Genomic DNA, 19,527 nt, shown 5'->3' with positions numbered 1-19,527 from the left:
ATATATGAAAAGAAAAGTATTTTACAGAGTGATTTTAATTTTCGCAGGCTTATTAAAAATGGAAAATCTGGCGACTCAGGAATTTTCTGCAGCAGTACAGGAAAAACTTTTACTGACCTTTGCAGAAGTTCGCTCTTCGCAAGATTTTGAAAAGAAAGAAATAAACTGGGGTGCAGCCCTTTTTACCCCAAAGAAGTGGAAGAGCTTTCCCTGTCTCTTCAAAGCGGGAAAGCTTACACCTGGCGGAGGTCTTTCAAAACTCAATAATCCCACTTTATCTTCTACCCTATCACCTTTTTCGCTTGCAAGAACAGAAGTGTCTACAATTACTGCGGGACTTCCTGGAATTTCAACCTATAATAAGACAGAAAGTTTCTTTGCAGAATTAGGCTATATTAATAGAAAGAAAGTATTTTCTCAGTCAAAAGTGAATTGCTTCTTTTGCCCGGAAAAAGAGTTTCCGGTATTTTCTGCCATGCAATCTGTAAGGCTTTGGAAAAATCTCGTTATTTCGGCCGCCGCAACTGCAGGTTATTTTTCCTATGAAGAAAATACTTTTAACTCCTGGTTTACAACTTCCGACTTTTACTATCACCAGGGGAAACATTTTTGCCTATTGCCACAGCTTTACCTTTCACTTCCTCATTTTGAAAGTCTCTTTTCAGCTGCCACTTATGAAAGCCCTTTTGGAAAAGTATTTTCAACTTATAAAAGTGAAAATAAAATTACCGCGGGCCGCTACACTCTAAACCTTTCGTTTTTTTACAATGAAAACCAGGGGCTTATCACGTCAAATGAAACAAGTCTGAAACCCCAGCTGCAGACTAAACTTGGAATTCAGACTAAATATGCGGTTGGGAAAAAGAGACCAGTATTTCTAAAGACCGGTTTAAGCACCTATACAGCCGCAAATCTTTTACAGTCAGATAATGAGCATAAGTTTAAGGCAGCGGCAGGGGCAAAACTTCAGTCTCCCCTATATTCCTTTGGACTTTCGGCACTTGCAAACTTTACCATAGATACACAGCAGAGGCAGCCTAAAACAGACTTTGATTCTGCCAGTTTTCTCTTTTCAAACAGCTGGTATTTTAAGAAAATCAGTCCGGGAATAAGTGCAAGCCTGACTTTGAGTCCTGAAAATCACTATCAGAACCTTACAAGCAGTGAAAAACTCGGGCTTTCGGCAGCCTTCTGTAAAAATCCGAAAATCAGCGTAAATACAAGTTTTACTTTTACGCAAAAGGACGGAGTCAGCACAAAGCAGACAAATACTAGCTCGCTTACGGCAACCTGGAGGCTGAAATGGCTTTGTCTTATGGGAAGAATAAGTTTAAAAATTGAAGATAATGGCAGGCGGGAGAATTGAGGAGTTCCGAAGGAAGTGCGACGCACCGCGCGTAGCAAGCTCCGAAATGCGAGTGGGTGACGGGACTCGCCTCAAAAAATCAGTTTTTGCATATTGAAACAGAAAAGGAATTTCTATATTATTGTAGGACAGTATTTTAAAACTTAGGAATTTTTTTTTAAAGAGGTAACAATATGGCTTGGGATATTTCAAAAGTAAGAAATATCGGTATCAGTGCCCACATTGACTCAGGAAAGACAACAACTTCAGAACGTATCTTGTTCTACTGTAACAAGATTCATGCAATTCACGAAGTTCGTGGTAAAGACGGTGTCGGTGCTGTAATGGATAACATGGAACTGGAACGCGAACGCGGTATTACAATCCAGTCAGCTGCTACTCAGGTTCAGTGGAAAGACTACACAATCAACCTTATCGACACACCGGGTCACGTAGACTTTACTGTAGAAGTTGAACGCTCACTTCGCGTTCTTGACGGCGCTATCATGATTTTGTGTGCCGTTGCTGGTGTTCAGTCACAGTCTATCACAGTTGACCGTCAGCTTAAACGTTATCATGTACCTCGTGTTGCATTTGTAAACAAGTGTGACCGTCAGGGTGCTAACCCAATCCGCGTATGTAATCAGGTTCGCGAAAAACTCGGTCTTAACGCTCACATGATGGAACTTCCAATCGGTTTGGAAGACAAACTTGAAGGTGTTGTTGACCTCGTTGGAATGAAGGCTATCTACTTTGATGGTCCTAACGGTGAAGACCTCCGCATCGCAGAAATCCCAGCTGCTATGAAAGCAGATGCAGACAAATATCGTGAAGAGCTTTTGGATGCTGCTTCTATGTTCGATGATTCTTTGATGGAAGAAATCATGGAAAATGGATACGAAGGCGTTGCAGAAGACAAAATCATCGCTGCTATCCGTAAGGGTACTTTGGCAGAACAGTTTGTAGGTGTATTCTGTGGTTCTGCTCACGTAAACAAAGGTATCCAGCCATTGTTGGACGCAGTTCTCCGCTACTTGCCAGCTCCAAACGAAGTTCGCAACGTTGCTCTTGACCTTGACAACAACGAAGCTGAAGTTGAACTTGAATCAGTTGATAACAAACCTTGTGTTGCACTTGGTTTCAAACTTGATGATGGTCAGTATGGTCAGCTTACATATACTCGTGTTTACCAGGGTAAAATTAAGAAGGGTGAGGAACTCTTCAATACTCGTACAAAGAAGAAGTTCAAGGTTGGACGTCTTGTTCGTATGAACTCTGCTCAGATGGAAGATATTAACGAAGGTTGTGCAGGTGATATCGTTGCATTGTTCGGTGTTGACTGTGCTTCTGGTGATACTTTCGTAAACGGTGGTGTTAACTACTCTATGGCTTCTATGTTCGTTCCAGAACCTGTAATTTCTTTGTCTATAAAACCAAAGGACAAACAGGCTGAAATGCAGATGTCTAAAGCTCTTAACCGCTTTACAAAAGAAGACCCAACATTCCGTGTATACACAGACCCTGAATCTAACGAAACAATCATTAAGGGTATGGGTGAGCTTCACCTTGAAGTATACGTTGAGCGTATGAAGCGCGAATACAACTGTGAAGTAGAAACAGGTGCTCCACAGGTAGCATACCGCGAATCTATCACTACAACTGGTGACTTCAACTATACACATAAGAAACAGTCTGGTGGTTCTGGTCAGTACGGTCGTGTTGCCGGATTCATGGAACCAATCTCAGAGAAAGACTACGAATTCGTAGACGCAATTAAGGGTGGTGCAATTCCTAACGAATTCATCCCTTCTTGTGATAAAGGTTTCCAGAAAGCTATGAAGGAAGGTTCTTTGATTGGAGCTCCTATCGTAGGTGTTAAGATGACAATCAATGATGGTCAGTCACACCCTGTAGACTCTAACGATAACGCATTCCAGATTGCTGCTATTGGTGCTTTCCGTGAAGGTTACCTCAAGGCAAAACCAGTTATTCTTGAACCAATCATGAAAGTACAGATGTCTGCACCTTCTGAATTCCAGGGTAACTTGTTCGGTCTTATCAACCAGCGCCGTGGTGTAATCGTTGATACAACTGATGAAAACAACACATCTGTTGTAAACGCTGAAGTTCCACTTTCAGAAATGTTCGGATTCTCTACTATCCTCCGTTCTTCAACTCAGGGTAAGGGTGAATTCACAATGGAATTCGAAAAATACGGTAAAGTTCCTAACGCTGTAGCTGATGAACTTATCGCTAAACACAAGGCTGAAAAAGAAGCAGGTAAGAAATAAGTCTTACTAAAAATCTAATTTAGCTTAGATAAAACCGTCCGGGAAATCGGGCGGTTTTTTGTTTTTAAATTTGCTTTTAATCCGTTTGACGTTTAGAATAGTATTATGCTGCATTTGCATGCAGAGTTAACGATGCACACCTATGGAGGAACCATTATGGAAAAGAAAGATTTAATCGAACACAGTCCTGTTCGTTTGTTTGATACAGCTACAAATGCTGGGCTTAAGGCTGGAGAGATGGGTTTAATCACAGCAAAAAAAGGTCTTGGTAAAACTTCTATTCTTGTTCAGTTCGGAATTGATACTCTTTTGAATGACAAAGGCCTGGTTCACGTTTCTTTTGATCAGCAGTCATCTAACGTAATTTCATGGTATTCAAGTGTTCTTGCAGAAATTGCAAAGAAAAAGAATTTCAGCACAATGAGTGAAATTACAGAAGAAATTGTAAAGAACCGCATTGTTTTGAACTTCAATCAGGAAACCTTTACCCTTCCAAAGGTTGTAAACACTGTAAAATCTTTGAAAGACGGTGGAACAAGCATTGACGGCCTTGTTGTAGACGGCCTTGATTTTGATAAAGTTTCTGCAGCAGACCTTAAGGCTTTTGCAGACTTTGTAAAATCAAACAAAATGACTGCCTGGTTCAGCGGAGATTCAGAAGCTACAACTCTGAAAGAAACTATGGCAGCTGATAAACTTGATTTGTTCACTACTGTGGCACACCTTGCATCAGAAGGGAAGGATCTTGCTATTACTGTTTTGAAGAACGGCGAAGGTAAGGTTAAAATTGATGCTAAGACTATGCTCATGAGTAAATAAAGCTTAGTTTAAAAAAAAAGCTCTCGCGCGGATACCTGTTTCGTTCCGCCGAGAGATGCAGGAAAGCGGTAATGAATGGGATATCCTTATTCGTTACCGCGTTTTTTTTGCGGGAAACTGTCTGCTAGCGTCTCTAAACTACACGAAACAGGCATCCGCGCTACGCTTTTTTCTAGAACTAATTCTTCCAAGGGAAAAAGATTGTTTTTAATTTATGAGGACCCAGTGTTTCGCGGTCTTCATAAATCAGTTCTTCCCAAGGGATGCTTTTGCGCTGGCGGGGAGTTTCTAATTCAGGATGCGCTTCTAAGTAATCATACTTGTAAAGACGAAGGCGAAGGGCATTTGTGCGGGCAAGAATAATTCCAGCATAAGACGGAACAAAGCCTACACAAAAAACAGAAAGCAAAAGCATTACAAGAGTATAAAGCGCCATTGCAATTGAAAAGCCGGTATTATCAAAGAAAATCAAAAAGCACTTTTTAATGCATTTCTTAAAATCATTATTCTGCAGAGTATGAAGTGGAATAAACCACTGGAAAGAAAGAATAAATACAATATCTATCCAGAAAAGCACTGCTGCAAGAAGAATTCCAAAAAGAGACTGAAGCTGAATTACATAAAAGCGCATTCCAACAATGGAAACAATACCGATTCCTCCGCAGAGAAGTCCGAAGAGGGCACCGTCTTTTAAAGCACCGCGGAGATTCTTAAAAAAATCAGTAAGATGAACGCCTTTAAAATTTGCAATATCAGCGGCGACCGGCCCGTAGGCAAGACCAACAATTCCAAAAACGGTGGTCATAAGCAGAATTATTGCAAAGGTTGCAAGTGAGAAAAAGTTCACGCTTCCAAAAATTAAAAAGGCAAAGGTACAGCCTAAAAAAAGGCAAACTACATTTACAATTACAAGATTTAAGAGGTTATCCCAACCGTCACAAAAGTTTTTCTTAATTAAAAATCCGAACATGAAGTAAATTTATCAATTATACGTGCCTTCAACAATAGCAAAAAATGAAATAAATGATAAAATAAGGTATGGATTTTGACGTAAACAACAGCATAAGCCTTCTCTCTCATATTCATTCTGCAAGTGCAGATTTTTTACAGAAAAAATTATCAGAAAACGGTTTTACAAATTTTGCCTCTTCTCACGGAAACATTCTTTTTCAGCTTAGCAGGACAGAAAGTCTGAAAATGAACGAGCTTTCAAAAATCATAAACAGAGATAAATCTACAACTACAGTTCTTGTAAGAAAGCTTGAAAAGGAAGGCTTTTTAAAAACAACTTCCTCAGAAGAAGACGGTCGAATGAAGATTGTTTCACTTACAGATAAAGGTAAAAACTATAATATAATTACGGGTGAAATTTCAAAGGAACTTCTTGAACACTTTTACCAGGGTTTTTCGCAGGAGGAGAAAAATCAGTTTTCATATCTGCTGGCAAAAATCAACAAAAACTTTTCTGCTGATTAATATTGCAAGTTTGATATAAAACCAATATTCTAGACCTATGAAGAAATTATTTATCACGCTTTTTACAATTGCAGTCCTTTTTACAGGCTGTGCACAGAAAAAAATCAAAAATCCTATGATTGCCGTTTTTATTCCGGGAATTATTGCAGACAGCCCGACTTATGAAAAACTTGCAAACGGCGTTATTAACGGTGTTACAAATTATAATATCGACAAAACTGATGACAAAAAGGCTCTTTTGAGCATTATGGAAGTAGGAACAAATCAGGCAGAATGGGCACAGAAGCTCACTGCCCTTGCTGCAGAAAGAAAATACGACGTTATCATTTCTTCTAATCCTTCCCTTCCTGATTTAGCATTTCAGGTTCTTGAACAGTTCCCTGATCAGAAATTCATTTTCCTGGATGCTACTTGCGAAGGAAATCCAAACATCATGACAAAATGCTATGACCAGGCTCAGCAGGGCTATGTTACAGGCTATATCGCAGGACTTATGTCAAAAAATCATAAAGTTGCCCTGATTTCTGCCCAGGATTACCCTGTTATGAACAATATCATTTTCCCTTTCTATAAAAAGGGAGCTCAGGATGCAGTAGCCGGAACTTCGGTTGATTACCGCGTTGTTGGAAACTGGTACGATGCAACTAAGGGCGCTGAAATTACAGACGCTGTCTGCAAAACTGGAGTTGATGTGGTTCTTCCGATTTGTGGTGGAGCCTCTCAGGGAGTAATTTCTTCGGCACGTAACAACAAAATTAAAATTGCCTGGTTTGATTCAAACGGTTTCAGCAAGGCGCCGGAAGTAATTATTTCCAGCACACAAAACCTTCAGGAAAAGCTTGCAGAGGAAGTTACTATTGAATGGCTGGAAGGAAAAACTCCATGGGGAAGCGCTCAGACTGTGGGCATGAAAGAAGGCTATATTCAGTTTGTAAACGACGACCCATTCTATCTGCGTAATGTTCCGGCAAAAATCCGGGAACAGATGGATACTCTTGTAGAAAAAATTACTTCGGGAGAACTTGAAATTAAGCTCTGATGCTAAATCTTTCGGTTCAAAATATAGTTCTAAAATATCCAAAAAAAACGGTACTAAGAGGATTAAGCGCGGATTTTGCCCATAGCCAGATTCACGCTTTAATCGGAGAAAATGGTGCCGGTAAATCAAGCCTCATAAAAATAATCTGCGGGAATATTCTTCCTACAGGGGGAAAAATTCTTTTAAACAATATAGACGCTGAAATAAAATCGCCTGCTGATGCAATAAAACAGGGGATCGTCTGCGTTCACCAGCGGCCTCTGCTTGCGGACGGCATTACCATTATGGAAAACCTGATGCTGGGAGCCGCAAAATTTGATAAAGAAAAGGCTAAGGCCCTGCTAAAAGTCTGGCTGCCGGGAGTTTCAGGACGGACTCTTGTAAAAAACTGCAGCGGAGACATGAGATTTTTTACTTCGCTTATTGGCGCGCTTCTTAAAAATCCTGAAATTTTAATTCTTGATGAACCAAGCGCCCTTCTGGATGCTGAACAGCGGGATTTTTTATTTGAAAAACTGAAGGTTTTTGCAGCTGACGGCATGAACATTATTGTGATTACTCACTTTATGGATGAGGCTGAAAAATACGGAGACACAGTAACCTACCTGGAAGAAGGCCTTGTAAGCGATCCAAAGCCTGATTTTTTCGTGAGGAAGGGGGCGAGCGGAGCCGAAGGCGTAGCGGATATTTGTAACAAAAGCGAAAGGCCCGCGGAAGAGGATTTTACCCTTTCTTTCCATCATCTTACTTCTCTTCCTTTCGACAAGCCTGCTATACGAGACTTTTCTTTTACAGCAAGGGGCGGTCAAATCACCCTTATACTGGGACAAGCGGAGGACGGACGGGAAAGTCTTGAGGACGCAATCTGCGGAATGAGCAGTGCAAAACAAAGCGGAAAGTTTGAAATAAAGACAGGAGAAAAAGAATTTTCTTTTACTATTAAGAACGGAAACTTTACACGACGGCTGCTGGAAAAATCTCCATTTATCTTTGGAATAATTCCTTCTAATAAGACCTTCCGTGCTTCAAATCCTAATCTTACAATTTTTCAGCTTTTGAGTTCTTTTGATGGTAGAAAAACAAGCATTGAGGATAAAAGACAGCAGGCTCTTTCCCTTATAAAAAAAGCAGACGTAAATATAAGTCTGAATGAAAAGGCAGAATGTCTTTCCGGCGGAATGCTGCAGCGCCTTATTCTTGAGCGTGAAATCGGGAAAAATCCTGACATTTTGATTTTGTGTGAACCTGTTCAGGGGCTGGACAGCATAAGCAGTAAAAAACTCTGCGACCGAATCCGGACAATTGCTGACCAGGGAAAAATTGTGCTTGTTCTTTCTTCTTCTGAGTTTCCTCAGGAGCTTTGTGATAAAATATACAGACTTGGGAAAAAGAATTTAAGGGAGGCAGAAGCGTGACTTCTTACGAGCTTGGAAACATACTGAACTTTGCCTCTTTCTATATGGTTGCAGGAACCGGCGCCGCAATTTCCATGAGATGCGGAGAATTTAACCTTGGCGGAGAGGGACAGATTTACGCCGGCGGCTTTGTTACAGCAGTACTTCTTGCAAAAATGAGCGGGCAGCCAGCAGCACTTGCCCTTCCACTCGCCCTTCTTGCAGGCAGCTTTACTTCAGCCCTGCTCTGCTTTCTTTCTGCTCTTTTACGAAAGTACCGCTCTGCAAGCTTTTTACTTACAAGCTTTATAATTTCTTCTGCAGTAATACCTCTGATTAACGGGCTGATTGCAGGCCCTTTCCGTGGAAACACTGGAAACCTGCTTGCAACTCCCTTTATTGAAAAATCCTTCAGACTTGCAAGACTGCTTCCTCCCTCTTCCCTGAACTTAAGTTTTATTGCAGCCCTTATAATCTGCCTGCTGGGCGCTTATTTTTTATTCAGAACTCAAGTGGGACAAAAACTCTGTATTTTTGGAATAAGCCGGGAGTTTGCCCTTTATTCAGGCTTCAGCGAAAAGACAATTACTTTTACAAGCGCACTTACAAGCGGGGCTCTTCACGGACTTTGCGGTGCTTTTATCGTTACGGGAAGTTATTACACCTGCCATTCAGGCTTTTACACAGGAATCGGCTGGACAGGACTTTCTGCGGCAATGCTGGGAGCCTCAAATCCGCTTTTTGTAATTCTTTCAAGCCTCTTTTTAGGCTGGGTTACGGCTTTTACAAACAGCTTCAGTCTGCATCACAATGTTGGCTTTGACCTTGGTGCTATAATCCAGGCTCTTATAATGTTCTGCGTGGCAATTCCATTTTTAAAAGGAAAAGTAAGAATGCCGGCAAAGGAGAAAAAAGATGCTGATAATTGATATTCTTTCTTTTTCCTGCCCGCTTCTTTTATGTGCCATGGGAGCCCTTTACAGCGACTATGCAGGAATTCTTGCAATATTTCTGGAAGGCCTTGTAAGTTTTTCTGCCTTTCTCATGTTTTATTTTACAGTTACTACAGGCTCAGCCCTTCTTGGCTGCCTGCTTACGGCTTTTTCGGCTCTTTTTTGCGTTCTGATTTTTGCAATCATAATAGAAAAGCTCAGGGCAAATCCCTTTATCGGGGCAACTGCAATCAATCTTCTTTTTGCCTCACTGCCCTCTCTTTTTTCTGTACTTGCCTTTAATAACCGGGGAGTTCTTACCAGTCAGAACTTTATCTTCCCGGTATTTCAGACAAAAGTACTTACAATTGTCATTACCCTTATAGTTCTTTCCCTTGCCTTTTTATTTCTTTCAAAAACAAAGGCGGGGCTCTACATAAGAATTACGGGAACTGATTCCGATGTTCTTACGGCAAAGGGTGTGAATTACGTATTATGCCGCATAAGCAGCTGGGCTGCTGCAGCCTTTTTTGCAGGACTTTCAGGCGCCCTTCTTGCAATGAGAGTTTCTTCTTTTGTTCCGGGAATCTCCAGCGGACGAGGCTGGATGGCTCTTGCAGCGGTTTATCTTGGTAAGAAAAATCCCCTCAGAATCAGCCTTTCAGTTTTGATTTTCTGTGCCGCCGACTTTTTTGCAACTCAGATTCAAAATTATCTGCCTGCTCTGCCAACTTCGGTCGTGCTGGCCCTGCCATATCTGGTGATTCTGCTTGTAGTTGGCCTTGGAAAGAAATAATTCTCCCTACCTCCCCGGGCTGAAGATTTCACAATTTACTTTTACCCGCTAAAATTTTATACTTTGTATATGAATAAAAATACAATTCCTGCACGAAAAGACGTTCCTGCAAGCGACAAATGGAACCTGTCTTCAATATTTAAATCTGATGATGAATGGGAAGCTGCTCTTAAAGAACTTCCTTCTTTGACTAAAAAAGTACTTGAATACAAGGGAAAGCTAGGTCAGTCTGCTGAAACTTTTTTAGGCGCCCTTAAAGCCCTTGAAGCGGCTGACATAAAAATGGAAACCGTTTACCACTACGCTTCCCTTAATCATGAAGCTGATGAAGATGATTCAGCTGCAACAGAACGCTACGGCCGCGCAACAATGGCCTATACTGATTATTCCACAGAAATCAGTTTTTTTGATCCTGAACTTCAGGCAATTGATGAAAAACTTTTGCGCGAATGGATTGAAAAACCGGAATTTGCTGATTACAAAATCTTTGTTGAAAAATCTCTCCACTTCAAAAAATATATTTTGAGTGAAAAAGAAGAGAGAATCATTTCTTTGCAGAGTCAGTCGGCACAGACTGCAGAAACTGCCTTCAGCTTCCTTACCAACGTTGATATGAACAAAACCTTTGGTTCTGTAAAAACGTCTGAAGGTGAAAAACAGCTTACAGAATCAACCTTCTCTGTTTTTATGCACGACCATGACCGCTCTGTTCGCGAAGCTGCTTACAAACAGTATTACAAGAAGTTTGAAGAAAATCAGAACACAATTGCATCCCTTTATGCAGGCTCTGTAAATCAGGATGTTTTCTATTCCCGTGCGCGCGGCTATAAATCAAGCCTTGATTCAGCACTTTACGGAAACAAGGTACCGGAATCAGTTTACACAAATCTGATTGACTGCATTCACAAGAACCTTCCGGCTCTGCATGAATATTACAGCCTTCGCAAAAAGGCCCTGGGAGTTTCGGAACTCCGCCACTACGACGTTTATGTTCCGCTTGTAAAATCGGTAAAAACTCACACACCTTATGAAAAGGCTGTTGAAATCTGCCGACAGGCTCTGGCTCCTCTTGGAAAGGAATATACAGACCGCCTCTGCGACGGACTTTTGAATGGCTGGGCTGACCGCTACGAAAACATTGGTAAAAGAAGCGGGGCCTTCTCTTCCGGCTGCTATATCGGAGATCCATTCATCCTTTTGAATTATAAAGAAGATAATATCCGTGATTTGTTCACCGTTGCTCACGAGGGCGGACACAGTATGCACAGCTGGTATTCGGTTCACAACAATCCTTTTATGTGCTACGAATACACAATTTTTGAAGCTGAAGTTGCCTCGACCTTCAACGAAGAGCTTGTTTTTGAATATCTTTTGAAAAATGCCGAAAGCGATGATATGAAAAAATATCTTCTTGCAATGCGGGCTGATGATATTCTTGCAACCCTTCACCGCCAGACAATGTTTGCTGAATTTGAGTATAAGACACATCAGATGGTTGAATCGGGAACTCCGCTCACTGCTGAAAACCTGCGTAAAACTTACCGCGAGCTTCTTGAGCTTTACTTTGGCCCTGAAATGCACTTTGAAAGCAATTCTGATATGGAAGGTCTTCGCATACCTCACTTCTACTCGGCCTTCTACGTTTACAAATATGCGACAGGAATCAGCGCTGCCCTGGCTCTTGCCCACCGCGTAACAAATGGTGGAGATGCAGAACGCGAAGATTACTTTAAGTTCCTCAAGAGCGGCGGTTCACGCTACCCTATTGAAAGCCTTAAAATTGCCGGCGTTGATATGGAAAAGACAGAACCGGTTCAGGCTGCCTGCGACGAGTTTAAGAAAATTGTAGACCAGCTGAAAAATCTATTGTAGAATTTATTAAATTCTGCCGATAATAAAATAAGGATTTTCTATTTAAAAGAGGGTTGTGATGAAAAAAGCGGATTTTAAATCATTCTTGCAGAGCGTACCAAAGGCTGAGCTTCATCTTCATCTGGAAGCAGTTATTTCACTTGCGGGCGTAAAAAAACTCTACAAAAATAAATTTGGAAAGGAAATGCCTGCCGATGAACAGAAAGCCTTGTTCAGCTACAATGATTTGAACGGTTTCATCCAGTCCTTTTTGAAAATTCAGGGCTTTTACTCAAGCGTAAAAGATTTCAATCTTGTTTTTGATGAGCTGGAAAAATATCTTGTAAAAAACGGAATCGTTTATGCAGAAGTTTTCTTTGCTCCGTCTGCCTTCCTCAAAATGGGCTTTAAATACGAAGACATGGTAGAAATCTTCCATAAGAAAATCTCAAGAATCCGTGAAAAACGCGGTATCATCATCAAAATGCTCATGGACGTTAGCCGAACCTTTGGCTGCGAAAATGCCATGAACAATTACAACATTCTGAAATCTTGTCCATGTGAAGATATTATTGGAATTGGTCTTGGTGGAGCTGAGGCAAAGGGTCCTGCAAAGGAATTTGAACCGGTATTCACACAGGCACACAAAGACGGCTTCCGTGCAGTTGCCCATGCAGGCGAGGATGTTGGCCCAGAATCTATCTGGGATGCAATAAACTACCTTCATTCAGAAAGAATCGGTCACGGTTTAACTGCAATGCAGGACGAAAAACTGATGGAAGAGCTTTCTACGACAAAGCTTCCGGTTGAAATCTGTATTACAAGTAACACCTTCACTAAAAAAGTAATCACAAAGGCAAGCGAACATCCGGTTGCTGATTACTTTAAGCGCGGAATTATTGTTACAATCAACACTGATGATCCTGTTTTCTTTAAGACTACCCTTCTTGATGAATTCTATATCTGCCATAAAGATTTGAAGATGAGCATGGAAGACATTAAAACGCTTGTAGAATATAGCTTTACAGCTTCTTTCATGCAGGATTCTGATAAGAAGGCCTTACTTGCAAAGGTAAATGAAGCCTGGAAGAACTGCCCTGAAAAATAGGAAAAGAGCCTAGGCCCTCAATCAAAATGACAAAACTCGAACAGTATTATAATAAATTTCACGAAGAGCACCGGCTGGAAACCCGGCACGGGCTTGTGGAATTTAAGACCTCAATGAAGTATATTGCCCAGGCGATTGAAATGACCGCTGGTCCTCAGACAAAAATTCTGGACATTGGAGCGGGCACCGGCCGTTATTCGGTTGCCCTTAGCCGGGAAGGTTACGACGTTACCGCAGTAGAACTTGTAAAGCACAATCTTGAAATACTTCGCGCAAAACACGAAAACGTAAAAACCTGGCAGGGAGACGCCCGCGACCTGCATTTTCTTGACAGCGACAGCTTTGACGTAACCCTTCTTTTTGGTCCCATGTACCACCTTCACGGCGATGAAAATAAACTTAAGGCACTGGAAGAAGCCCGCCGCGTCACAAAAAACGGGGGAATAATTCTAGTAGCCTACGTAATGAACGAATACAGCGTTATTTCCTACTGTTTTAAGGAGCATAAATGGGCGGAAGTTGCAGAAAAAGGAGGACTTACTCCTGACTTTCACATCAAGGCTAGCGAAGACGACCTTTATGACTACGTCCGCATTTCTGACATTGACCGTTTGAATGAAAAGGCAGGACTCCAACGCATAAAAATTATCTCTGCGGACGGAGCAGCAGATTTTATGCGCCGGGAACTCAACGAAATGAGCGAAGAAGAGTTCAAAGCCTTCTGCGACTTTCAGCTGGCAATCTGCGAAAGACAGGATTTAGTTGGTGCGGGAAGCCACACTGTTGATATTCTGAAGGTAACAAAATGAAAAAATACACGGCAGCGATTATCGGAACGGGACGCATAGGCTTTAGTCTGGGCTTTGACAAAAAAAGAGAAAAGCCTGCCAGCCACACTATGGCGCTTCTGGAAAACAAAGCCATAAAGCTTGTCGCCGGCTGCGATACTTTTGAAGACAGCCTTAATCAGTGGAAACGTTATGTAAGCCGCTTTAACCGCGATGTAAAAACTTACAGCAGCGCAGAGCAGTTTTTGAAGGCGCAGAAATACGACATTATTGTAATTGCCGTAAACGAAGACTCGCACCTGGATACGGCCCTGCAGGCTATTGCTGCCCAGCCCCGGCTTATAATTTTAGAAAAACCTGTGGCGCTTAATACTGCTGACGGAGATAAAATCACTCAGGCAGCAGAGAAATACGGAGTTCCTGTTTTAGTGAACCACGAACGCCGCTTTTCGGAAGACTATAAGATTGCAAAAGCCTATATAGACAGCGGAATGCTGGGTAAGGTCATGTGCGTTAATGCCCGCCTTGATTCCGGGCTCCGGGTCTACACAAAGGAAGAGGAAGCTACCGGGGCCTACAGTCTGCTTCACGACGGAACCCATCTTGTCGATATCGTCATGTTTCTTCTAGAAAAAGATTCCGGCGAAAAAGAAGTGCTGAAAAAAATGGTGATTACAAATATCACCAGGGACGAAGAAAAGCCTGACGTAGTGCGTAACGTAACTGCGCACTTTGAAAGCGATAAGTGTCCGGATGTAAATGTAAGTATAAGCGGACGCAGCCGTTATTTTGGTTTTGAAGTTGATATTATAGGAACGGAAGGCCGCATAAAAATTGGAAACGGCATTTTTGACTTTACTCACCGCCAGCAGTCAAAGCTCTACACGGGATTTTATTCTCTTGAAAGTGATAAAAAAATCCGCCGTCCTAAAAAGACCCGCTATTTTTCAAATATGATTCAAAATGCCGTGGATTTTCTGGACGGAAAGTCGGAACTGAAATCTAATCTGCAGACAGGAATGAATACTCTTACTGTTTTGCAGGAGATAAAGCGGCAACTTGCAGAATAACATCGCCGTTTGCCTGAACTGTAAAGATGTTTTTACATTCGCTGCAACGGTAACGGCCGGCATGCATAACCTTAAGTTTTTTCTGGCAGGCAGGACAATTTGCAATTGCAGGAAAAGTAAAGGGCTCTTCCTTTTTTACGCCGAAGTATTCGTCTATCTCTTTTTTTGATTCAAATTTCTTGATGATTTTTGCAAATCCCAGAATCTGAATAACCTGATAAACTTCATCCGGAATCTTATAAAGAACAAGGTCTCCGCCGATTGCGCGAAGTTCTTTTAGTGCGGCAATAAGACAACCCACACCAGTTGATGAAACGTATTTTACACCAGCACAATCCAGAATGAATCTCTGAAAACCAGCATTAAAAAGTTCCAGTAATTTTTCCTTAAAATCTGAAGAATTGTAGGTATCTATAACACCTTCGATAGTAACAAAGCAGGCATCCTTTACATTATCATATACCACAGGACTGGCTTTTATGGTGTCGAGGCGCAAATCGGTCAGAGCATCATTCTTAGTCATTTCTTAATAAATTCTCCCTTTTATCTTATCTAATATTTTACACTCAAAAATAAAAGGAATTCAAGGAAAAATTTTTAAGTTTTAACGTTTTAACTACTGCTTATCGCTTTAAATACACCATCAGCAGCATAATATCGCTGTTACGGATTCCGCTGATACGGTTTGCCTGGCCTAAAGTCATAGGACGGATTTTTTCCAGCTTATTGCGGCTTTCGGCAGACAGGGATGGAATTGAACCGTAATCAAAATCTTCAGGGATGCGGCAGTTTTCCATTTTATGAAGTTTTTCTACGCGCTTATCCTGCTTTTCGATGTAGTATTTATATTTAGCTTCAATTTTTGCGCTTTCCCACTCTTCTTCGCTGTAACCTGGGTTTTCCATATCAGGCTTTTTAAGAAGAAGGGCTTCGATTTCTGCAAGTTTGGCGTACTTTGCTTCAACCTTATCATACTGAGCCTGACTTTTGAGTCCGGCACGAAGGGCATATTTTGCAAGACGACGGTCTGCAGTATCGTGTCGGAGTTTAAGGCGGTATTCAGCACGGGCTGTGAACATGCGGTAAGGCTCTTTTGTTCCAAGAGTTACAAGGTCATCAATTAAAACACCGATGTAACCTTCATCACGACCGATAATTACCGGCTCGTATTCAGGAATCTTTTTAAAAGCGTCAAATCCGGCGTCTTTCTGGACGCCAGAGATATATTCGTTGAGTTCCTTTGTTTCCCTCTCGCTGATTTTTGCAAACTCGCGGAGTTCCTGGGCAGACATATTGTTCTTTGGCATAAAGGCTCCGGCCTCCATGCTGGAAGGAACGCCATTCATGCTTTCCGGGAGTTTTCCAAGAGGACCGCATACTTCCTTGTGAGAGCGGGCATAAAGTCCAGCATTGATTCCGGCAACTAACCCCTGTCCGGCTGCTTCTTCGTAACCGGAAGTTCCGTTAATCTGTCCGGCATCAAAAAGACCTGCAACACGTTTTGTTTCAAGTGAGGCAAAAAGCTGGGTAGGTTCAACATAGTCGTATTCAACGGCATAACCAGGACGGCTCTGAACTGCATGCTCAAAGCCCTGCATTGTGTGGAGGAATGCATCCTGAACGCACTCTGGTAAAGAAGATGAAAGACCGTTCAGATACATTTCTTCTGTAGAAAGACCTTCCGGCTCAACAAAAATCTGATGGCGGTCGCGGTCTGCAAAACGCATAACCTTATCTTCGATTGAAGGGCAGTAACGGGGACCAATTCCGCTGATTTTTCCCGAGTACAAAGGAGAGCGGCCAATGTTGGCACGGATAATTTCGTGAGTTTTTTCGTTTGTATAAGCAACGTAGCAAGGCTGCATTGGACGTTCAACTTTTTCTGTATCAAAAGAGAAAGGTACAACTTCTTCGTCGCCTTCCTGATATTCAAGTTTAGAAAAATCAATAGACTTACGGAGGATTCGCGGCGGAGTTCCTGTCTTAAGACGGCCGGTTGTAAAGCCAAGGCGGGTAAGACTTGCGGTAAGACCGTAAGCGGCAGGTTCCCCTACTCGTCCACAAGGAGCATCATATTCACCGATAAAAATACGTCCACCCAGGAAGGTTCCTGTTGTCAAAACTACGGCGCGGACAGGAATAATGCGGCCGCGTTCCGTAACGACGCCGGTTACCTTCTGACGCATTCCGCTGCGGGCAGCTTCTGTAGTGTAGTTTTCGTTTTCAATATTGCTTCCAAAGGCGCTGCGCTTTTCGCCTGGAATTGTTCCCTTTTCTGCGGCGCTGTCGCTGTCAGGTGGAAGTGGAGTTTCGGAAGATGTAGTAAGGATATCAATTACTACATCCATCAGAGTGTAGAGATTTTCTGTCTGTTCAACTGTTTGTCTGGCCAGCTGTGAATAGGCAATTTTATCTGCCTGAGAACGAGGTGCCTGAACTGCAGGACCGCGGCTTTTATTGAGCATACGGAACTGAATCATTGTTTTATCAATAAGTTTTGCCATTTCTCCGCCAAGAGCATCAATTTCGCGGACAATATTTCCCTTGGCAATTCCACCAATCGATGGATTACAGCTCATTCGCGCAATGGCATCGGGAGTTTGAGTGATTAAAACAGTTTTGAGTCCCATTCGGGCACAGGCAAGAGCCGCTTCTGTTCCGGCATGACCGGCACCTACAACGGCAACATCATAAAAATCATAAAAACCAGACATAGTCTTATGATTATAATTAATTCAAGGGGTTTTATTCAACAAAGTGGAAAAAATTACCTTCGTGCTTTTTACTTTCGTAGGTTCCTTCGTCGGCCCGCTGGTAAACCGCTTCAAAAGTATCTATGTTAGATTTTGGATAGAAGGAAGCGCCCACACTTATGGTAACCTTTCTGTCCCCAAGTGCCGGAATATCCACCTTTTCAAGGAAGTCAAAAACGCGGTTCAAAATGCGTTCCCCGATTTCGTGGGTAGTAACACCTTCTGCAAAAGCGGCAAATTCATCGCCGCCAAGACGGAAGACAATATCACTTTCGCGGAAGACATCTTTAAGGCTGTCTGCAATCGCCTTAAGGGCCAGATCGCCCGCCTGATGACCGTAGTTATCATTAATCGATTTAAACTTATCAACATCAATCAGACAGAACATGCCGTGCTTACCTTCAATCATAGCCTTACGGATTTTCTCTTCACCACTTCCACGGTTATGAATACCGGTCATTGCATCAGTTTCAGAAAGACGTCTGAGAGCTTCCTGCTGGCGGCGGTCTTCATCAATATTTTCAAAGGCAACCATTACGTGATGCAGTTCACCTGACTGAGTTCTATCTATTAAAAAGTAGCGCAGACGCATCCATTTTCCCTCGCGGTCAATATACTCAAGGGAAACGGTTTTTACCTTGCTAAGGCGGGCTTCCAGAGTAAGGGGCTCCATAAACTCCCTTACAATAGGCGCATAATTTTCCGAAGCAATTACATCAACGAAATTCAAAATACGGCCACCATAATTCTTAAAAGAACCGCCAAGGGCATAATCAAGATTTTTACTTCCGCGAACCACCTTCATATCACCGGTTAAAAGATTAACGCGCACAACTGCCGTATAAATATCGGAAATTGCCTTGGTATCCCGGGTCAAAAGCTCGGATTCAGAATATTTTTTCTGCAGGAAGGCAAAAATGAAGCCTACAAGAAGAAGAACTAGAAGTATTACTCCGGCAAAGCCCACATACATACGGAAAAGAGGCTTGTAAAGCTCTGAATCATTAAGAACTAAAACCACGTTCCAGTCATTGATTACAGGCTTTGTAAAAGTTGTATAAGAGTTTTTCCTGTATTTTATGGAAAAAAAGTCTTCTTTGCATGAACGGAAATGTTCAAGAAGCTTTATATCAAACTCATCAGCTTCATTATAAAAATTCCTTCCGGTTTTAACGTTATTAGAATGGGCAATAACCTCACCGCTGCTGGTCATCACAAAAAGTTCCCTTACAAACTCGTTTGCAATATTTTCCTGAATCATATCCTTAAGCCCTTCAAGGCTTACATCCATAGCAACAACACTCCGGCCGTCCTGCAAAAGCTTGCTGACAGAAAGCATAAGCGAAGAAGTCTGAAGGTCAAAATAAGGTTCACTAAACGCAATTTCTCCACCTGCCATTTTTGCATCCATATACCAGGGACGGAGAAGAGGTATGTAAGATGAAGGAGGCTCCCATCCGCTGCCGTCAAGATAACGGCCTTCATAATAAGCATAAATACCGGTTGAATTATCTTTTATAAGAGTGCAATAAATATCTGTCTGCTGTTTAAGATAATCAAGTGCTGCAGAGTGGGGCAATTTATAAGCAAGCATGTGATCAAGTGAAACGGCAGAAAAAACTACGGCATCCATAGGAAGCTTGAGGTAATAATTCATTTCGTTTGCAATGCTGTAGGTGCGGTTATCCCACTTTGCCAGAATACTGTCTTTGGAAAGACGGTACAATTTAAGAAAAACAAAGGTTACCGCAAGTATGGAAATAAGAATCGTTACTCCAAAAACTATGATAAAGCGGCGTTTAAAACTGCTGGATCCAAAAGAATTGTTCTTCACGTAATTTAATGATAACACGCTATTTTTCCCT

At 41.9% G+C, this 19,527-nt stretch carries 16 protein-coding genes; 12 read left to right on the top strand and 4 right to left on the bottom strand.

Translation table 11 applies throughout. The annotated features are described in order from the left end of the window. The first annotated feature begins 4 nt into the window (after positions 1 to 4). The 3 genes from MSI_RS00525 to MSI_RS00515 all read left to right on the top strand — a co-directional run bounded on the left by MSI_RS00525 (position 5) and on the right by MSI_RS00515 (position 4,455). On the top strand, positions 5 to 1,366 hold the full coding sequence (locus MSI_RS00525; protein WP_155815445.1) for a hypothetical protein: 1,362 nt from the start codon (positions 5 to 7) through the stop codon (positions 1,364 to 1,366). 173 nt (positions 1,367 to 1,539) lie between these two features. Further along, positions 1,540 to 3,636 (top strand): elongation factor G, encoded by a 2,097-nt coding sequence (gene fusA, locus MSI_RS00520; RefSeq protein ID WP_009102531.1) that lies wholly within the window; start codon positions 1,540 to 1,542, stop codon positions 3,634 to 3,636. A gap of 156 nt (positions 3,637 to 3,792) precedes the next feature. Further along, complete coding sequence (locus MSI_RS00515) at positions 3,793 to 4,455, top strand: circadian clock protein KaiC (protein ID WP_009102529.1); 663 nt, start codon at positions 3,793 to 3,795, stop codon at positions 4,453 to 4,455. Positions 4,456 to 4,633: 178 nt separating this feature from the next. Here MSI_RS00515 and MSI_RS00510 read toward each other — a convergent pair whose 3' ends face one another. Further along, entirely contained in the window at positions 4,634 to 5,425 is a 792-nt protein-coding gene (locus tag MSI_RS00510) for a hypothetical protein (RefSeq protein ID WP_009102527.1), read from the bottom strand. A gap of 68 nt (positions 5,426 to 5,493) precedes the next feature. Between MSI_RS00510 and MSI_RS00505 the strand changes: the two genes are divergently transcribed. The 9 genes from MSI_RS00505 (at position 5,494) to MSI_RS00465 (ending at position 14,909) form a co-directional block, all read left to right on the top strand. Then, positions 5,494 to 5,931 (top strand): MarR family winged helix-turn-helix transcriptional regulator, encoded by a 438-nt coding sequence (locus MSI_RS00505; protein WP_009102525.1) that lies wholly within the window; start codon positions 5,494 to 5,496, stop codon positions 5,929 to 5,931. Between the two features lie 37 nt (positions 5,932 to 5,968). After that, entirely contained in the window at positions 5,969 to 6,970 is a 1,002-nt protein-coding gene (locus MSI_RS00500; protein ID WP_009102521.1) for a BMP family ABC transporter substrate-binding protein, read from the top strand. Then, complete coding sequence (locus MSI_RS00495) at positions 6,970 to 8,385, top strand: ATP-binding cassette domain-containing protein (RefSeq protein ID WP_009102513.1); 1,416 nt, start codon at positions 6,970 to 6,972, stop codon at positions 8,383 to 8,385. The genes MSI_RS00500 and MSI_RS00495 overlap by 1 nt, the downstream gene beginning before the upstream one ends. Continuing rightward, positions 8,382 to 9,293 (top strand): ABC transporter permease, encoded by a 912-nt coding sequence (locus tag MSI_RS00490; protein WP_009102511.1) that lies wholly within the window; start codon positions 8,382 to 8,384, stop codon positions 9,291 to 9,293. Before MSI_RS00495 ends, MSI_RS00490 begins: the two co-directional genes overlap by 4 nt. Further along, entirely contained in the window at positions 9,280 to 10,092 is an 813-nt protein-coding gene (locus MSI_RS00485; protein WP_009102509.1) for an ABC transporter permease, read from the top strand. Before MSI_RS00490 ends, MSI_RS00485 begins: the two co-directional genes overlap by 14 nt. A 69-nt stretch (positions 10,093 to 10,161) precedes the next feature. Next, positions 10,162 to 11,964 (top strand): oligoendopeptidase F, encoded by a 1,803-nt coding sequence (pepF, locus tag MSI_RS00480; RefSeq protein WP_009102507.1) that lies wholly within the window; start codon positions 10,162 to 10,164, stop codon positions 11,962 to 11,964. A gap of 58 nt (positions 11,965 to 12,022) precedes the next feature. Continuing rightward, positions 12,023 to 13,051: an adenosine deaminase gene (gene add / locus MSI_RS00475; RefSeq protein ID WP_009102505.1), complete on the top strand. Its 1,029-nt coding sequence runs from the start codon at positions 12,023 to 12,025 to the stop codon at positions 13,049 to 13,051. A 26-nt stretch (positions 13,052 to 13,077) separates the two neighbouring features. Then, the gene (locus MSI_RS00470) at positions 13,078 to 13,860 is read left to right on the top strand and encodes a class I SAM-dependent methyltransferase (RefSeq protein ID WP_009102502.1); all 783 of its coding nucleotides are present in this window, start codon (positions 13,078 to 13,080) and stop codon (positions 13,858 to 13,860) included. Beyond that, a complete protein-coding gene (locus tag MSI_RS00465) occupies positions 13,857 to 14,909 on the top strand; it encodes a Gfo/Idh/MocA family protein (RefSeq protein ID WP_009102498.1) in 1,053 nt (350 codons plus the stop codon). Before MSI_RS00470 ends, MSI_RS00465 begins: the two co-directional genes overlap by 4 nt. Here the strand turns inward: MSI_RS00465 and MSI_RS00460 are convergent. The 3 genes from MSI_RS00460 to MSI_RS13690 all read right to left on the bottom strand — a co-directional run bounded on the left by MSI_RS00460 (position 14,869) and on the right by MSI_RS13690 (position 19,496). After that, entirely contained in the window at positions 14,869 to 15,432 is a 564-nt protein-coding gene (locus MSI_RS00460) for an anti-sigma factor antagonist (protein WP_009102495.1), read from the bottom strand. The two genes, MSI_RS00465 and MSI_RS00460, sit on opposite strands and share 41 nt — an antisense overlap. Positions 15,433 to 15,532: 100 nt before the next feature. Further along, positions 15,533 to 17,623: a tRNA uridine-5-carboxymethylaminomethyl(34) synthesis enzyme MnmG gene (locus MSI_RS00455; RefSeq protein ID WP_009102493.1), complete on the bottom strand. Its 2,091-nt coding sequence runs from the start codon at positions 17,621 to 17,623 to the stop codon at positions 15,533 to 15,535. Positions 17,624 to 17,654: 31 nt separating this feature from the next. After that, entirely contained in the window at positions 17,655 to 19,496 is a 1,842-nt protein-coding gene (locus MSI_RS13690) for a diguanylate cyclase domain-containing protein (RefSeq protein ID WP_050983871.1), read from the bottom strand. Between the last annotated feature and the right edge of the window lie 31 nt (positions 19,497 to 19,527).

It is taken from the genome of Treponema sp. JC4, assembly GCF_000260795.1.
Taxonomy (GTDB): Bacteria; Spirochaetota; Spirochaetia; order Treponematales; family Treponemataceae; genus Treponema_D.
The sequence above is the reverse complement of the archived record's forward strand: the minus strand, read 5'-3'. Positions and strand labels throughout refer to the sequence as shown.

What these genes read in the sequence shown, in the direction of transcription:
- MSI_RS00525 (WP_155815445.1), top strand. Translation starts at nt 5, where the DNA reads ATGAAAAGAAAAGTATTTTACAGAGTGATTTTAATTTTCGCAGGCTTA.
- fusA (WP_009102531.1), top strand. Translation starts at nt 1,540, where the DNA reads ATGGCTTGGGATATTTCAAAAGTAAGAAATATCGGTATCAGTGCCCAC.
- MSI_RS00515 (WP_009102529.1), top strand. Translation starts at nt 3,793, where the DNA reads ATGGAAAAGAAAGATTTAATCGAACACAGTCCTGTTCGTTTGTTTGAT.
- MSI_RS00510 (WP_009102527.1), bottom strand. Translation starts at nt 5,425, where the DNA reads ATGTTCGGATTTTTAATTAAGAAAAACTTTTGTGACGGTTGGGATAAC.
- MSI_RS00505 (WP_009102525.1), top strand. Translation starts at nt 5,494, where the DNA reads ATGGATTTTGACGTAAACAACAGCATAAGCCTTCTCTCTCATATTCAT.
- MSI_RS00500 (WP_009102521.1), top strand. Translation starts at nt 5,969, where the DNA reads ATGAAGAAATTATTTATCACGCTTTTTACAATTGCAGTCCTTTTTACA.
- MSI_RS00495 (WP_009102513.1), top strand. Translation starts at nt 6,970, where the DNA reads ATGCTAAATCTTTCGGTTCAAAATATAGTTCTAAAATATCCAAAAAAA.
- MSI_RS00485 (WP_009102509.1), top strand. Translation starts at nt 9,280, where the DNA reads ATGCTGATAATTGATATTCTTTCTTTTTCCTGCCCGCTTCTTTTATGT.
- pepF (WP_009102507.1), top strand. Translation starts at nt 10,162, where the DNA reads ATGAATAAAAATACAATTCCTGCACGAAAAGACGTTCCTGCAAGCGAC.
- add (WP_009102505.1), top strand. Translation starts at nt 12,023, where the DNA reads ATGAAAAAAGCGGATTTTAAATCATTCTTGCAGAGCGTACCAAAGGCT.
- MSI_RS00470 (WP_009102502.1), top strand. Translation starts at nt 13,078, where the DNA reads ATGACAAAACTCGAACAGTATTATAATAAATTTCACGAAGAGCACCGG.
- MSI_RS00465 (WP_009102498.1), top strand. Translation starts at nt 13,857, where the DNA reads ATGAAAAAATACACGGCAGCGATTATCGGAACGGGACGCATAGGCTTT.
- MSI_RS00460 (WP_009102495.1), bottom strand. Translation starts at nt 15,432, where the DNA reads ATGACTAAGAATGATGCTCTGACCGATTTGCGCCTCGACACCATAAAA.
- MSI_RS00455 (WP_009102493.1), bottom strand. Translation starts at nt 17,623, where the DNA reads ATGTCTGGTTTTTATGATTTTTATGATGTTGCCGTTGTAGGTGCCGGT.